Annotated in this window: 15 protein-coding genes; 7 read left to right on the top strand and 8 right to left on the bottom strand. The window is 47.6% G+C overall.

What is annotated here, in order from left to right:
• Positions 1 to 779 precede the first annotated feature (779 nt).
• From ACVA53_RS21270 to ACVA53_RS21245, 6 genes are all read right to left on the bottom strand, one after another.
• Positions 780 to 1,772 carry a porin gene (locus ACVA53_RS21270; RefSeq protein WP_446506189.1) on the bottom strand — a complete coding sequence of 331 codons (993 nt, stop codon included), beginning with the start codon at positions 1,770 to 1,772 and terminating at the stop codon, positions 780 to 782.
• A gap of 365 nt (positions 1,773 to 2,137) precedes the next feature.
• On the bottom strand, positions 2,138 to 2,740 hold the full coding sequence (gene recR / locus ACVA53_RS21265; RefSeq protein WP_446506188.1) for a recombination mediator RecR: 603 nt from the start codon (positions 2,738 to 2,740) through the stop codon (positions 2,138 to 2,140).
• A gap of 3 nt (positions 2,741 to 2,743) precedes the next feature.
• Positions 2,744 to 3,073 (bottom strand): YbaB/EbfC family nucleoid-associated protein, encoded by a 330-nt coding sequence (locus ACVA53_RS21260; RefSeq protein ID WP_107350272.1) that lies wholly within the window; start codon positions 3,071 to 3,073, stop codon positions 2,744 to 2,746.
• A gap of 27 nt (positions 3,074 to 3,100) precedes the next feature.
• Complete coding sequence (dnaX, locus tag ACVA53_RS21255) at positions 3,101 to 5,332, bottom strand: DNA polymerase III subunit gamma/tau (RefSeq protein WP_446506187.1); 2,232 nt, start codon at positions 5,330 to 5,332, stop codon at positions 3,101 to 3,103.
• A 152-nt stretch (positions 5,333 to 5,484) separates the two neighbouring features.
• Positions 5,485 to 6,030, bottom strand: coding sequence for an adenine phosphoribosyltransferase (apt, locus tag ACVA53_RS21250; protein ID WP_255040192.1), 546 nt, complete (start codon positions 6,028 to 6,030; stop codon positions 5,485 to 5,487).
• Between the two features lie 155 nt (positions 6,031 to 6,185).
• Positions 6,186 to 6,566, bottom strand: a complete 381-nt coding sequence (locus ACVA53_RS21245) for a YbaN family protein (RefSeq protein WP_255040193.1) — start codon at positions 6,564 to 6,566, stop codon at positions 6,186 to 6,188.
• Positions 6,567 to 7,016: 450 nt separating this feature from the next.
• On the opposite strand from ACVA53_RS21245, the gene ACVA53_RS21240 reads away from it, so the two are divergent.
• Positions 7,017 to 7,382, top strand: coding sequence for a conjugal transfer protein TraR (locus tag ACVA53_RS21240; RefSeq protein ID WP_255040194.1), 366 nt, complete (start codon positions 7,017 to 7,019; stop codon positions 7,380 to 7,382).
• 81 nt (positions 7,383 to 7,463) lie between these two features.
• Here the strand turns inward: ACVA53_RS21240 and ACVA53_RS21235 are convergent, their stop codons facing one another.
• Both ACVA53_RS21235 and ACVA53_RS21230 read right to left on the bottom strand, forming a co-directional pair.
• Entirely contained in the window at positions 7,464 to 8,105 is a 642-nt protein-coding gene (locus tag ACVA53_RS21235; protein ID WP_446506186.1) for a YccT family protein, read from the bottom strand.
• 110 nt (positions 8,106 to 8,215) lie between these two features.
• Positions 8,216 to 9,202 (bottom strand): porin, encoded by a 987-nt coding sequence (locus ACVA53_RS21230; protein ID WP_446506185.1) that lies wholly within the window; start codon positions 9,200 to 9,202, stop codon positions 8,216 to 8,218.
• Between the two features lie 537 nt (positions 9,203 to 9,739).
• On the opposite strand from ACVA53_RS21230, the gene dinG reads away from it, so the two are divergent.
• From dinG to ACVA53_RS21200, 6 genes are all read left to right on the top strand, one after another.
• Complete coding sequence (gene dinG / locus ACVA53_RS21225; RefSeq protein ID WP_446506184.1) at positions 9,740 to 11,821, top strand: ATP-dependent DNA helicase DinG; 2,082 nt, start codon at positions 9,740 to 9,742, stop codon at positions 11,819 to 11,821.
• Between the two features lie 22 nt (positions 11,822 to 11,843).
• Positions 11,844 to 12,617, top strand: a complete 774-nt coding sequence (locus tag ACVA53_RS21220; RefSeq protein WP_446506183.1) for a sulfite exporter TauE/SafE family protein — start codon at positions 11,844 to 11,846, stop codon at positions 12,615 to 12,617.
• Between the two features lie 26 nt (positions 12,618 to 12,643).
• Positions 12,644 to 13,195, top strand: a complete 552-nt coding sequence (locus tag ACVA53_RS21215; protein ID WP_446506182.1) for a primosomal replication protein — start codon at positions 12,644 to 12,646, stop codon at positions 13,193 to 13,195.
• Positions 13,195 to 14,127 carry a histone deacetylase family protein gene (locus ACVA53_RS21210; RefSeq protein WP_446506181.1) on the top strand — a complete coding sequence of 311 codons (933 nt, stop codon included), beginning with the start codon at positions 13,195 to 13,197 and terminating at the stop codon, positions 14,125 to 14,127. The genes ACVA53_RS21215 and ACVA53_RS21210 overlap by 1 nt, the downstream gene beginning before the upstream one ends.
• A gap of 15 nt (positions 14,128 to 14,142) precedes the next feature.
• Positions 14,143 to 14,328, top strand: coding sequence for a pleiotropic regulatory protein RsmS (gene rsmS, locus ACVA53_RS21205; protein ID WP_446506190.1), 186 nt, complete (start codon positions 14,143 to 14,145; stop codon positions 14,326 to 14,328).
• Positions 14,329 to 14,852: 524 nt separating this feature from the next.
• Entirely contained in the window at positions 14,853 to 16,280 is a 1,428-nt protein-coding gene (locus tag ACVA53_RS21200) for a hypothetical protein (RefSeq protein WP_446506180.1), read from the top strand.
• Positions 16,281 to 16,335 lie beyond the last annotated feature (55 nt).

Genomic DNA, 16,335 nt, shown 5'->3' with positions numbered 1-16,335 from the left:
TACTGCAATATCTGCCTTGATAACAACGATTTTTCCAGTGCAAATACTTGATCAACTACTTATCCAGATTGGTATTACTCGTGCCTAGGGCCAAGAGCCGTTTTTGCCGCTCTTAAACAAGAACGGGCGCAACTTTCGTTGCGCCCTTAGGTCTTACATGCAGCAGTCCCGCTACTATGGTGCTCCCTGCATCATTCCATTGAATTGCTGTAGTCCGTCAGCATATTCCTTTTATTCTTCGTCCTGAAGTTGTCCTTTGGCCTTCCTGACCTGCCAGCATATCCTATACTGACTCTCAACATCCTTCCTGGAGGGGTCCCTAACTTCGTCCTGAAGTGGTCCTTTTGTCATCCTGACGGGTAAACATCCTGCTTACCTTTTGCCGTTCCCCGGCTATCCCTTCACAGTCCTTGTTCGATATACCATCCTAGTACACCGGTCTCATCCTGAGACTCCCCAATCCTTGGGTATTTCCTGTTCCGTTCCGTCAGCTCCTTCCGACACCTATAAATATACGCCAGTAGGCCGAATAAAATAGCAACCTCAGGTGAAGCTCACTTTTGCAATAAAATTGACAAACAGAAAGAGGCAATAAAATCACAATAAATACAGAAGCTTAATTTAAAACTAGTCGATTTACCCCTATATATATCACCTTCATTTCTCACGAGCTTGTAAGAGATCTCTTACAAAGGGGACAGAGTATCACTGCTGAGACCAAAAAAGGGGGAAGCCAAGCCTCCCCCAAACACAATGAACAGTCTAGCAATTAAATAAAATTAGAAGTACAGACGCATACCGATAGTGAATGCGTTATCGTCCTGACCTGCATTAGCCTTATCATAGTCTTGATCAGCGTATTCCATGTAAGACACAACCTGGCTAGTTAACCAGTAATCAGCACCAATGGTGTACTGGTTTAGCTTGTCGTTTTGAGTATCGTAATCTACGTAGTCATAAACACCATACAGACCGAAGCCCATAGGGAAGTCGTAGCGCGCCATCGCACCAACACCGGTTTGCTCATCACCCGCGAAATCGTAATCAGAGTACATCGCCGCTAGAGACAAGGCCTGCCATTCATAAGTAGCATTCAACGTCCAAGAGGTGTCTTTATCATCGCCGTAGGTGCTCTTCTCAGTACGCTCTGACTGAGTGTAGGTACCCGATAGACCTAGACCGAAGTTGGAGTTCCACGCCGCACCTAATGCAAATGCTTGATCAATGTCTATATCGTCACTTTCTGTACCCGTGTGGTACTGAGCCATAACCGTAAAGTCATTGATATCAATCTTATACTCGATACCGTTGGTCAAGCGATCGGTTGCAGCGGCATCGGACTTGATGTTTGCCGTACCACCGTATTCCCACGTGATATCGTACTGGCCAGCCAAGGTATCTTGTACTGCTGACATGCGACCCATGCGGAACTCACCGAACTCACCACCGATGGCAACCGAGCCGAATTTCAAGAAATCTCCATCATCAAAGCCATCACCATCCTCAGGGATGATGTTAAACTCTTTCAGTACATCACCATTGATGTACATACCGTTATCCATAAAGTAATTGATGCTTAGGCCTAGCTCAGTACCTTCACCGGTGAAAGTGCTGTCTGCGCCCATATGACCATTGTCTGTCGTCTCGTAACGGGCACGTAGGTTACCGTATACGTTGACAGATAGATCATCTGATTTATAAACCTCTGCCGCCATTGCTGATGCGCTAGCCACTACCGAGCCGATTACGGCTGCAACTACTGTCTTTTTCATGTTCACTCCTAATCGTTCCCTGACCTTAAATAGTCGAAAACTTAGTATTAATTTTTTATTTGATACGCCGGCAATGACGATTGTTTTACAACCCTCAATAATTATTTCCCGGCAAGTGACACTATTATTTAATACATGAAAACAACTAGTTATGAACAAAAATCCTATTAAAGAATATTTTGATAGAAATTATTAGAAAACAACTTGAAATGAAAACTAAATTTTTCTTTAGCCTTCTAAAGCAGCTAAATTTGGCTTTGTAAGTAACTGATATGACAAGTAAGTAATAAAAAGACAAAAAAATACCAACGATAAACGTTGGTATTTTGATTAAATAACTTTATATAAAACAAGTTTTATATGTATCAGTAAAGTTTTTGCCGTCCCGCTAGGGAGTGGGACAACGTCGTACCGTCGACAAGCTCTAGTTCACCACCGACAGGCACGCCATGGGCAATCCGTGAGGCTGGAATCGAATACTCACTGCATAGCTCAGCAATGTAATGAGCGGTCGCTTCACCTTCCACCGTTGGGTTCGTCGCCAAGATCAACTCGTTAATCGGCTCGTTTTGCAAACGAAACTCCAAAGTATCTAGGCCAATGTCCGAAGGGCCAATGCCATCAAGTGGTGACAGGTGTCCCATCAACACAAAATAACGGCCAGAGAACTGCCCAGTTGCTTCAACCGCCACGATATCTGCCGGCGATTCCACCACACAGATCTCACCGTTTTCCTGACGACGAGGGTTAACGCAAATAGCACAAACCTCTTCTTCAGTAAACGTGCGGCAGTCGCGGCAGTGGCCAATCTCGGTCATTGCCTTACTCAGAGCATCAGCCAGTTGCAGGCCACCCTGTCGATTTCTCTGTAACAAACTGAAGGCCATACGTTGCGCTGACTTGGGACCGACCCCAGGCAGGCACCGTAAGGCCTCCATCAGTTGTTCCAGTAAGTGACTGGTACGCATTAATTAGAATGGCATCTTGAAGCCGGCTGGTAAGTTCATACCACCGGTTACGCCTGCCATTTTTTCTTTCTGCGCTTCTTCGATACGACGAGCGGCGTCGTTAAACGCTGCCGCAATCAGATCTTCTAGCATGTCTTTGTCGTCTTCCATCAAGCTTTCATCCAGCTCAACGCGACGTACACTGTGGCTACCAGTTAGAGTCACTTTTACCAGGCCAGCACCAGACTCGCCGGTCACTTCCATATTTGCGATCTCTTCCTGCATTTCCTGCATGCGCTCTTGCATCTGTTGCGCCTGCTTCATCATGTTAGCCATACCGCCTTTACCAAACATATCTTCTCTCTCTGTGGTCTGGTTAATCTATAAGGGTCTTACGCTATCTTCATCAAGTACAGCAGAAAACCGCTGACAAATGAAATTAACGTTCGGATCGGACATTAAGCTTTGCTTGGCCTGATCCAATTTCTGCTGATAAATCGCCTCACGCCATTCAAGGGGCGAGCGGCCATTATCATTTAATTCAACGTCTAGCGACACGGTCTCAGCAAAAAGTTCACTCATTGCCATCGCCAGTTGCTCCCGCGCCTTGGGGGTATTCAGGTGCTGCTGAGAAGGGCGGAGACATAATTTCACCTGATTACCTTCTCTTTCGAACGCTGAATTAAGTGCCAGCTGCTGAACCATACGGCCAACTTGCAGCTTGGTCACCCAATCCGACCAACTATCCTGAATTGCTGCTTCCTTGACAAGTAATTTCACCATTTCAGGTGTCTTTTCATGCTCTAAGGCTTGTTTCAAAAGCTTGGGAGCAACGACTTGCTGAGTCTCGGTCGATTCAGGAAGCATGGTCGGGCGCCATCGGTACTCGGAGGAATCATCACCTCGCGGCTCCATGGCGTCAACCTGCGCTGCCGCTGTTATCGGTGCACCCGGTACCGGCATCGCATTTCCAGCCGCCTTTACCTGACCATTTTGCTTACTGGCAATACGATCAAGTACGCTGCTGCTTGCAACCTTTGTAGCCCGTACCGGTTCACCCTTTTTTCCGTTGTCCGGCCCACGGCCGTCACGCTTGTTTTTACTGCGAAGCTGGTTTCTTGCCGCCAGTAGCCCAGACGCTGCCGATGAGGGTTGAGACTGGGATTGAGCCGGGGCTGTCGGCGCCATTTGCTGTTGAGGAGCAACCTGAGTTTGTGCTGGCTGATGGCTTGGTGATGACTGATAGCTTGGTGCTGGCGCAGTACCGACTGAATCATACCCCGCTGGCGGCTGGTGCTCTGGCATCGGCTGTTCATAACCGGTTTGTGGTTGGTTATTCTGCGGCTGACCCTGTGGTGGCTGCCTCTGGGGCGACATAGTCTGCTGCGGAGCCGCCGCCTGACTGCCATTCATCTGTGCTTTCAGTGCCTGCACCCGCTGAATACCCTGCTCTTGTACCTGCGACGGCTGTGCCGCTGCTGGTTGAGTTGTTGGTACAGCGATAGGCTGCGGTGTCACGGCATTAACCGATACCGGCCTAAAAGCCAGCATACGAAGTAACACCATTTCTAGGCCGGTCCGGCCGTCAGGGGCAAAAGCCAAATCCTGGCGTCCCTGAAGGGCAATCTGGTAACAAAGCTGGACTTCTTGTGGTGATACCGACTGGCTCAACGTGCTAATTCGCGATGCATCTGGAGCACTGTCATCCAGCGAAGCTGGCAACGCCTGATGCATCGCAACACGGTGAAGCTGGGTAGCCATTTCACGTAGCAAACTATCCCACTCGACACCGACCGAGGCAAGCTCTTCCAAACAAGCCATCGCAGGCTGTGCTTCGCCACCCGCAACGGTTTCAAGCAGATAAAGAGCCTGTTCGGTATTGAGAGTACCCAACATTTCCGACACGGCATCCGCCTCAACCTGGCCATTACCCAGCGCAATCGCCTGATCGGTTAAGCTCAGAGCATCTCGCATACTGCCTTCGGCGGCACGAGAGATCAGTCCCAGTGCCCTAGAATCAAATGCAACTTGCTCTTCGCCCAGAACCTTTTCCAACTGCGTCTGGATCTGGCTATTGTCCAGGTGCTTAAGATGGAACTGCAGGCAGCGGGACAGGATAGTAACCGGTAGTTTTTGCGGGTCGGTGGTCGCCAGAATAAATTTTACATACTCAGGCGGCTCTTCAAGCGTTTTCAGCAAAGCGTTAAAACTATGACGAGAGAGCATGTGCACTTCGTCAATCAGGTATACCTTGTAACGACCACGCGCCGGCTTATACTGGACGTTATCCAGTAGATCTCGGGTATCTTCGACCTTGGTACGTGATGCCGCATCAATTTCAAGCAAATCGACAAATCTACCTTCATCGATTTCTCGGCAGGTTTCGCACTGGCCACATGGCGAGGCTGTAACACCTTGCTCACAGTTCAGGCCCTTGGCAAAAATACGGGCAATCGTGGTTTTACCTACCCCTCTTGTTCCACTGAACAAGTAGGCATGGTGAAGACGGTTATGGGCAAGCGCATTGGCCAGTGCCGTCAAGACATGGGACTGACCGACCACATCATCAAACTGGTGCGGACGCCATTTACGTGCCAGAACCTGATAACTCATGTTAACTAACCTTACAGAATCAAGAACTCAATGCTAGCACAGGGAGGATTTTTGAGCGAGAGGACGCTCCAACGAGCGCCCAATGATTAGCCAGCTACCACAGAAAAATATAACTTAGAGGTAAGCTGAATGACCAAAACAGAAGAAGATGATTAGTGGCCGTCGAAATCACAGATACTGAACACATTCAGGTCGATCCCTTTCAGTCGCTCTTCGCCACCAATGTCCGGTAGGTTGATGACGAAAGCAGCATCTTCAACGATGCCACCTAAGCGGCGTACCAGCTTGGTTGTCGCTTCAATGGTGCCACCGGTTGCCAGCAAATCATCGACCAGCAAAACCTTGTCGCCTTCTTTGATCGCATCGACGTGGATCTCAAGCGTATCCTGCCCATACTCTAGCTCGTAGCTCTCACCAATCACTTCACGTGGCAACTTGCCAGGCTTACGAACCGGCACAAAACCTACGCCCAATTCAAGAGCCAGAGGGGCACCGAACAAAAAGCCACGCGCCTCAGTACCAATTACCTTAGTGATCCCTTTACCTTTATATTTATCGATGAGGATCTCCATGGTCGCGCGGTAAGCGGCTGGATCTTCCATCAGGCTAGTCACATCGCGAAACAGGATCCCTGGCTTTGGATAATCAGGAATGGATTTGATGCTATTTTTGATCAACGCGAGCTTTTCTTGGGTCATAATAATTTTCCAATAAATAATACGGCAGCATGATGACACACTGCCGAAAAAACTGGTTCAAATAGTAGTTTTTTTCCCATGGCGGGGCAAGGATTGCTACATACTCAACGTTCAGAGGATGATCCAGATACCATCAAAGAGTGACGAGGGGCCTGCTAACCTTGCGCCGTGGAATGATCGCGCTCAGGTAAGCGGTTAAACCAAACCAGCAGAATAACCAACATACCCACCAGCATGACTTTGTGCCAAAGCAGCGGCACGAGGAAAATAGACAGGCTAAAACTGGCGACAATCATGATATTGGCTCGTCGCTTAACGTGTTTGGACACCGCTCGGTGATGGTGCCAATTCTGCAAAATAGGGCCAAATCTCGGATGGTTAAGCAGCCAATGGTTGAGCTTTGGCGATCCCCGCATGAAACAGGCACTGGCTAGCAGCAAAAATGGCGTCGTGGGTAGCAGTGGCAGAAAGGCCCCGACTAGCCCCAAGGCAACACAGACCCAGCCACATAACAACAGAAGTGTTTTCTTTACCATAGCGAAACGGCTCTTTACCCTTTACTACGAGTTTACCAGCTAAAATAAAAATACCAACAATCCAAATCTTGTCAGAGTGGATTGTTGGTATTTATTTCAAGCCTTGGCAAGCATCGTCAGTGCTTATGAGGTAAGCATACCGATCCAAGTTAAGATTGCGGGTAGTGTCGGCAGCGCCAACACAGCAACAAAACCGAAGAAATATTTAACGTTATACGGATCTTGAAATCCCTGCTCCATGGTAGACTTCCTTTATTGATTGATTAGGTATTAACAGCTCTTAGGCCGCCATTTATTTGTGCAATCAATATAGCGGAAAGGTACTACGACAAAAACCGAGAGAATTTATGGTTATTGCCATACAACCCCATAATTATTTGATTCAAATCACAATCATTCTCAAGGATCGTCTTAGACTGAAATAATCACTAATAAAATAATAAAAGGCTTATGACAACGTCAGATAAACTTTACGAGCAGCTGCAACAGCGCCTGGAACAAGAGCACGGTATGTTGTCACGCGAACTCAAGCACGAGATGCTACTCAATACCTTGGTGCCGTCGGCAACAGCGATTGAGGATGCCGAATTGAGCGAGTTAATCGTGATGGCCAAATCTGCATTCATCCCCAACCTATTTGATTTGGCCGTTCGAATGGAGCGCATTGACGCGGCAGTATGCTCGGTCAAGCTGGGGATGTATGGACTGTGTGTCGATTGCGAAGATGAAATTGCAATTGAAGATCTTGAAAAAGACCCAGCTCAACCGCGCTGCAGCAGTTGCCGCGAGCACAGCCGCTACCACCACGACAACTAATACACCAATAAGCGGGCTCTCCCGCCTCTTGGTATATCAGGGTTTCAGCTAATACAGTACCGCCCTGAATACGGCTTGTCATTAGGGCGCTGATTGCTGCTTAACCCATTGCTCAAAAGCAACTCTTTCTTCCGCATTGGCTTTGCTATACCAGAGCTTGAGCTGGATAAATGCATCGCCAGTGATGCTGACTTCCCCTTTATCACTCACTTCGACTGTTGCCTGTTCTAGATCGACCGCGTAACCTTCTTCAAAAGTGATCCCGTGTTCACGGTTGTAATCGGCAACCAAGCCTTCCATGTCGCTATAAGACGCGAAACCTTTGCCTTGCAACTCGACATGCTCAAGCGCCTTCGTGGTGCCATCCGCCAATTCAAGCTGCCATTCAGGGCCGCGCTGGAAATAGGCTTTAGCCTGACTCAGGCTCGATAATCGAGGCAAGACAATAGTGGCATCCTGTTTGGGCACATCCATCTCAAACAGGTATGGTCGCGTAGTGTACATCTTGCTCTTCGAGCCATCTTTAACTTCACCGTCAAAACGAACCACTACCTGATGTCGACCTTCGGTCAGCTCAATACTGTCGGCTTCTGACCAAAACGTTGACTCGACTTGCTTACCATCCACTACCAGCAGCTTGATGTTTTGGCCGGTACTCAGTGTGGCTGCCTGCAGGCCCACCGGCAGCGCCATTAGCCCAATGGCCACTAACCATTTATTCATTGTTAATCCCTTACTTGCTGTCATAACACAATTTTGTCATCACTAAGATAACAAAAAGCCGCCTGAATGAGGCGGCTTTTTTGGGAGCGTTTCTTAACCGAAAATGACGATTAGAAGATGACTTCCATACCAACTACATAACCGAACTCTGCGTCATCAGCGTCTGTGTAGCCAATTTCACCGTAAGCTTTCACGTTACTGTGAAGCTGCTCAGTCACGTTCGCATAGAAAGTGTTGGCATCACCAGATGTTTTAGCGCCAGCTGTAGGCTTCTTATCATAATCTAGGTAGGTGTAACCAAGAGCAAAGGTGGTCTTGTCCATAGTGTATGAGCCAGCAAGGGCTGCTGTGTTAGCTTCAACTTTACCTTCATTTGCAGCGGCATCTTCATACTCGACTTGGCCGAATGAAGCAGCAAGAGCAAATTGGCCCATGTAATATTCAAGCTCAAGGTTGTAGCCATCGATGTCCAACAATTCAGAGCTGGAGATGGTATCAACAAAATCACCGTCAACATCAGAGCCTGAGTATAGGTAAACACGGGCATCAAAGTCACCAAAACGGGCACCTAAACGACCATCGATGATACTGGTGTCTGGTGTTCCATCTTTATTGTCTTCACCAAGAATACCGGAAACACCGGCGTAGAACTGACCGTTATCGAAAACGTATTTGATAGCCTGATTACCTTCAGCCTGCACAAAATCCAGACCGTCACCACCTAGCTCGTAATCTTTACCGATACCTGAGTCATCAGCAATCAAAAGCTGGCGACCGAACGTTAGGGTACCAAAATCACCACCAAGACCGACGAACAACTTATCATTTGTTACCTTTGAGTCAGCATCATCATCAAATGAGAAACCGATACCGGCAACCGCATTTAGCTGGCTAGATAGTGCAATCGTTGTGTTTAGTTGTAGGTCACCATCATCCAAACGTAATAGTGGGTTGCTATCTGGGGCGTATCCTTGCATGTACTGAACTTCCGCAGCACCGGTAAGGTCAACGAGAACGCCGTTTGCGTCATATAGGTTGATGCCAGCTTGCGCTGAGCCTGCTGCTAGTACTGCTAGAGCTAGAAGAGTCTTTTTCATAATATCCACTGCCTTTTCTTATTTAGACTGGAATTCCTGTTTCCAGAATTCCTTTTCTTTTTTTATCCCCAGTTTTCCATGCCCTACAAACATATAACGCATTAAGAAAACTAAAGAGTCGAAATTTATGAACTCATCCTGACAGAAGATTCCTCTTTGTGTCAAATCTTCTAAAGCCAAACTAAAAAAACATTAACAAGCATTAAATTCAATGAGTTACAAAATACACGCATGCTAATTGAGCATTGTTTTTATATAAAAAATGCCTATTCACAAAAAAGTAATGCATGAATTATCAACACAAAAAACTACAAATTTAGCAAAATAAAGCAACTAGAAGCGCAAAACACCGCGACTAGCAGATATTTGTGGTGATTTAGCATTAAAAACCACCGGCACAGATCTGCTTCCCACTAGTTCAATCTTATTTCGTGAACTGGTTCTCATTTTTAAAAGGCAAAGCTCAAAAACCAGTGAGCGGTCACATTCAGATGTTCGTGCTATAATGCGCGCCCCTGTCCCGATGAAGTTTCAGTTATGCTACACAACCAGATAAAGAGTGATATCAAGCAGTGCTATGAGAACCTGGGCAATCAGCTCGATAACTTTATACCTAGAAGAGCTCAAAACTATCTGGTTGCAGAGATAGCCAAGACACTTGGCGGTGAATACCATGCCAAACACCGCATGCTGGTCGGTGAAGCCGGGACAGGAATTGGTAAATCACTCTCCTACCTACTAGGGGCGATCCCGTTTGCGGTGTTCAACAACAAGAAGGTGTTGATTTCCACCGCGACGGTTGCCCTGCAAGAGCAGCTGATCAATAAAGACTTGCCTCTGTTCAACCGCATTTATCCCAAAGAGTTCAGCTTTATCTTGGCCAAGGGCCGTCAACGCTATTGTTGTAACCATAAATTGGAAGCCAGTTGTAATAGTGATGAAAGTCAGCAGGTTAGCCTTTGGGATGAAAAACCTAAAAAGTCAGATTTAGATCTTTTGAAGCGGATGTTGATAGCCAGCGAGGGCGGAAAATGGGATGGCGACCGGGACAGTTGGCCAACCACCATCCCGGACCGTGTCTGGCAGCAGATCGTTGCCGATAAGCACAGCTGTCATGCCGGATTGCCCAAGCACCGGGACTGTCCGTTTTCTAAAGCACGAGAGCATCTAGAAAAAGCCGATGTCATTATTGCCAACCATGCCTTACTAATGGCAGACATTGAATTGGGCGGCGGTATTATCTTACCGGAGCCAGAAAAAACCATCTATGTCATTGATGAGGCACACCACTTGCCTCAGGTTGCGCGCGACTTTTCTTCGGCTGCAGCCAGCCTTAAAGGTGCAGCCAGCTGGTTGGAAAAGCTCAACCAATCTATCGGTAAATTGGCAGAGTTGGCCGATTACAAAAAATCAGGCCGGTTCCAGACCGCATTGAGCGAGAACATTGCGACGCTGATTCCAACACTGCGCCAAATCGCCAGCAGCATCGATGACAGCCAATTCAATAAAGACGGCGTTTACCGCTTTGAACACGGCGAACTTCCAGCATGGCTGCAAGAAGAAGCCAAGGGGTGTAAAGATGCCAGCAAGAAGGCCTTACAGGCATTGGGGAAAATCCACGATTTGATCTCCGAGCGCACGAAAGACAATGAAATCTTACCAAGACTCGGTGAACAAGCACTTACCGAATCCGGCTTTTATTTACAGCGACTTGAAAACCTTGAGAAGGTCTGGAGCTTAATGGCCCAGCCCAACAAGGACAAAGGCGCCCCGCTCGCACGCTGGATAGAAAAAAGCCAAGACCGTGAGAATGACTACGTTATTGAAGTCTCCCCGCTTGAAGTCGGCTACCGCCTCGATCAATTACTATGGAGCCGCGCTGTAGGCTCAATTCTGGTATCGGCAACCCTACGGGCATTGAACCAGTTTGACTACTTTTGTCGCCAGGCCGGTATTTATGAAAAAGAAGCCACCCGCTTCTTAGCCCTGGCCTCACCGTTTGACTACCAAAATAACGCCCGACTGGTGATCCCGGCCCTACCTCTCGAGCCGCAAGCAGACAAATTTACCGATTTGCTTATCGACACCCTGCCAGAATACCTCGAAGGGGAAACATCTAGCCTTGTCTTATTTTCTTCCTATTGGCAGATGAACCAAGTCGCAGACAAGCTCCGACCTCTGGCGAAAAAGAACCGGTGGGAACTCCTTGTTCAAGGTGAAGAGTCACGCCAAACCACTCTAAAAAAACATAAAGAGAACTGTAAAAAAGGTAAAACCAGCATTTTGCTTGGTACTGGTAGCTTCTCTGAAGGTCTTGATTTGCCAGGTGATTTACTTAAAAACCTGATCATAACCAAGATCCCTTTCGCGGTGCCGACCTCGCCAGTAGAAGAAGCCCACGCAGAGTACATTGAAAGCCGCGGTGGTAACCCGTTTTTACAAATCTCGGTACCGGAAGCGAGCAAGAAGCTTATCCAGTCGGTGGGACGCCTGCTGCGTAAAGAAGATGATACAGGGAGAGTCGTGCTGCTCGACCGCCGGGTGATCACCAGACGCTACGGCAAAGCCTTGCTCGACTCATTACCACCTTTCGAACGTGTCATAGAACACGTCAAATAGTAGATATAGTTGATTACGACTCATGATTGAAATGATAGAGCCAGGAATGTGGCTCTTACTTGGATTAATTGCCCTTCTGGCCGGTTTTATCGATGCGGTCGCGGGTGGAGGGGGCATGCTAACCGTCCCCGCCCTGTTGTCTATTGGCCTGCCGCCTCACATTGCATTAGGCACCAATAAACTGGCAGCCACTTTTGCTTCTTCTACAGCGGCATGGACCTATTACAAGAAACAGCTTTTTTCACCCTCATTTTGGCGTCAGTCCTTCATCGCCACCCTTATCGGTGCGATTGGCGGCACCCTGGTGGTTGATATGATTTCTACCGAATGGTTAGAGAAAGCGCTACCGCTGATCATTCTAGCTGCCGCGGTATACACTATTTGGCATCCGCACCCAAAAGCTAGCAACCATAGCTTGCCGGAAAAATCAGCCAGCCTGACCAAGAAACAGTGGGCACAGGGAACAAGCTTAGGTTTCTATGATGGCGTTGCAGGTCCCGGAACCGGTGCCTTCTGGACCGTGTCGAATATGGCGCTGTACCGTCTCGATATCCTGATGGCATCAGGCCTTGCCAAAGCGATGAACTTTACCAGTAACCTAACCTCACTGGTGACCTTTGCCATCTTAGGGCATATTAATGTATTGCTAGGCCTAACAATGGGCGTCTGCCTGATGATCGGTGCCTATATCGGCGCTCACTCTGCCATTCGCTTTGGCGCACGCTTCATCCGGCCCGTTTTTGTCACCGTGGTTATTGTTCTAGCCATCAAACTGGCCCTGCAGGCCTGGTTTTAACCCGCCGCTGAATCTGGAGTCATACTATGCTCGACTTCCAACGACTGGAAGAAATCGCTACCCAATTGACCGACGAGGCTGCCAGAACCGATAGCAAGCGGGGAGAAGCCCAGCGTCCGCTATTTGATGAGCAGCTGTTTCATTGCCGCAGTAAACTGCTGGTTCCTTGTGTCGAGGAAATCCGAGAAGAAATTCTGGCACTCAGCCGTGAGCACAGCCAAGGAAAGCTCGCCCCCAGCCGTACCCAGCATATTTGTGAACGCATCGTTTCACAAATCCAGGCGGTACAGCGGGAACTGGCCACGCAGCAAATTCGCAAAAATGAACCGCAACGAACAAGGAGCTGGCGCAAGCCGATATATGAACTCAAGCAAGATCTCGCCCAGCACCAAGAATGGGCCAAACGCTTAACGACGATGCAGCGCAACAAAGAGCGTGCAGTGAGCCGCTGCCGCTCAGTTGAAGAGCGACAAAGTTTGGAGAGCGAAGCCGCAACCTTGGCTGATCGCTTGTACCGCTGCCGCGCCGCACTGGCAAAACTCGAAAAGCAGATCAGTATGCGGGAGCGAAAAGGTTAATGGCACTTCATTTGGTTTATCACCCTATTTACTCAGAGCTTGATCTGCCACCGCAGCACCGCTATCCCATCCACAAATACCGGATGTTGTATCAGCACCTTGACCAAGAACTGGGATTCGAAGCCCACCCCCAGCTCAAACTGCACCAACCACACCCCATCAGTGTTGATGAGGTCAAACAACTGCATCATCCCGATTACATTGATGCCCTGTTTGGCAACACCTTGCCTGCCGCAAAAATGCGTCGAATTGGTTTTCCATGGAGTACGCAGCTTATTGAGCGTACCCTGACCTCTTCGGGTGGCACCAAGCTAACCGTCGATTTAGCTTACCAGCACGGCATCGGGATCCACCTTAGCGGCGGCTATCATCACGCCCATCATGATTTTGGCAGTGGTTTTTGTCTCATTAACGATCTGGCACTTGCTGCCCGCCACGCCCTTACCCTTGACGGTATCGACAAGGTCATGATCATTGATTGTGATGTCCACCATGGTGATGGGACGGCAACCTTATTGGCTGATGATCCGGAGATCATTACTTTTTCCGTCCACTGCGACAAGAATTTCCCCGCCCGTAAGCCAGCCTCAGATATCGATCTCGCCCTGCCTAGGGAAACGACCACCGAAGAATACCTCGACGCTTTTGCCGGTATTCTGCACCTTGCGCTGGCACAGCACCAACCGGATATGGTGCTCTACGATGCCGGAGTTGATATCCACCAGCACGATGAATTGGGCTACTTCAACGTATGTACCGACGGTATTTACCGGCGCGATCATTTAGTATTGGCCCTTTGCCATAATACCAGTACCCCCGTTGCAGCTGTCGTTGGCGGTGGTTACCGCAGTGAGCATCAACATCTGGTCAACCTGCATGCCCAGCTTATATACTCAGCGCTGGATATACTGGCGCAGCGCCCTTGTAACTAACCAGACAACGTGAGCATTATGACTGAATCAACATCATCACCCCTAGACAACGCCCCGGACGATATCAAATTAGCGGTGGATCTTATCTACCTACTCGAAAGCAATGAGGTCGATCTTGAAACAGGATTGTCTGCGATCAATATCGTGAAAGGGGATCTAGAAGCCAAGTTAAAAGCACTAAAAGTGTCAAAAGCCCAATAGCCCGACCTCTTTGAGCAATTTCGCCGTAAACCCTCGTCCGATGAGGACGGTGAGTAGTCACTGCCTATCATTAATGCATCTCAAACAAGCAGCTTATACTAATCTGGATAAGTCGTTGATCTAGTATTTGCACTGGAAAAATCGTTGTTATCAAGGCAGATATTTTGTAACTAGTGGCTCTAATTACAAAATATCTAACGCAGAGAACAGCGATTTTAACCTGCAAGACTGATCAAATATTTATGTAGGTTGATATTAATACCCAGCGAAGCTCATCCTCAAGCTGCTTACCTATTTCCATTTTAAACATATACCCAATAGGTACAACGCCCGTCAAAATAATGACTAACCGACCATTACTCGCCATGAAAAAGTCACTTTATTCAATTGACATGTTTTTAAATAAATAATTAAATCATTGGTATTTAACTTATTTTTATATCGTTCTACAATCTTTACCGCAAAAAATATAATTATATTTTCAGAACATATTTTTACTCATATACATACCCGTTGGAGCTGTAATGAAAAAGGGACTAACACTGTCAGCCATTGCTGTTACTGTACTTTTATCAGGCTGTGCGTCTGATTCTGATGCAACAAAAACACTTCCTCTAGAAAGCAATCAGTCTGAAATCTCCACCCAGATAAATTCAATTGCTCAGAGCATTAATCAAGCTAAAGAAAAGCTTAGCAATGCAAAAGCGGATGACCTTCCTTGGTTTGCAACTAAGCACTACCAAGATGCTGATAAAGCACTCAGTGATGCCAAAGAGTACTACGCTGTGTTTGAAACGGACCCAAGCAAAGCCCACAGTAGTACCGGCTTCTTTAGCTCAAGAACCAATATTCAAGCAACTGAAGACGCGCTAAACCAATTCAACTTAAATATTGCAAAAGCAGAAATGATCCGCGAGAAAGCATTATCTGTTCTCGATGAAGCATTTTCTTACCGTGCACAATTAGCGTCTTTAGACGTTAATGAATATTATCCGAAAACTAATGCACGTTTAGACACTCAGCTGCAAACATTGGTCAACTTTATTGCAGAGGACAGAACAGAACGTGCTACATCTGGCCAACCGGATTTAGTAAGCCGCCAGCGTGCGCTAGAAGTCAAAACAGTCACTCGTATTTATCTATCCGATGCACAAAAAGAATTGGCACGATTGAAGGCGAGTAACACGGCACTGCATGCGCCAGATACCCTAGCTGTAGCCGCAACTCGTGTGACTGCTGCTGAAGCCTTCATTGGTGCTGAGCCTCGTTCGATTAACGAGATTGAAGACAAGGCAGCTGAAGCCATGTTCTCGCTAAAGCATGCCGAGCACATCGCTGACGTAGTACAGCAATTAAAAGCATTACCAGAAAAAGACTATGAGCGTCATGTACTGACGTTTGAAAAACTACTGGTCAACATTTCTAAAGCACTTGGTAGTGACGACCTGCGTGATAACTCGATTAATCAACAAGGCAAACTTCTTGTCTCTCTGATTGAAGAGCAGAAAGCCCAATCAAGCGAAGGTGAGCAGAGCTTACAACAACTTTTGGCGCAGCTGACTGACGAGCAGAAAAAAGTCACTGAGCTTGAAGCATCACTGACAGCAGAGCAGCAAGCTAGCGTTCAAACCAGTGAGAAAATGAAGCAATTGGAAGCCAAGGTTGCTGAACTGAATACCTCCCTTGTTGCAGCCTACACTCAAGCGAGCGAGCAATCAGAAGATTTAGCACAAGAACAAGAGACAGCCTCAGAAGACGAGACAGCTTTAGAAGCTACAGAGAAAGCCGTTGCCGAAGAACCAGCACTTGTAGAAGCGGTAGCTAATGAAGAAGTGCCTGAAGAAGCAATAACAGAAAAAGTGGCGAATGAAACCATTGAGGTTGAGGCTGCCGACGTAGAGTCTGCACCACAAAAACTCACCGCTGAAATTGAGCCAGAAGCGGCAAGCTAACCCCTAAACCATCTCAATAGTAAGAAGTGGCTAATTGGCCACTTCTTTTTATTGA

Source organism: Photobacterium sp. DNB23_23_1, from assembly GCF_052873815.1.
Note: the sequence above shows the minus strand (reverse complement) of the source record. Positions and strands in the feature narration are given on the sequence as shown.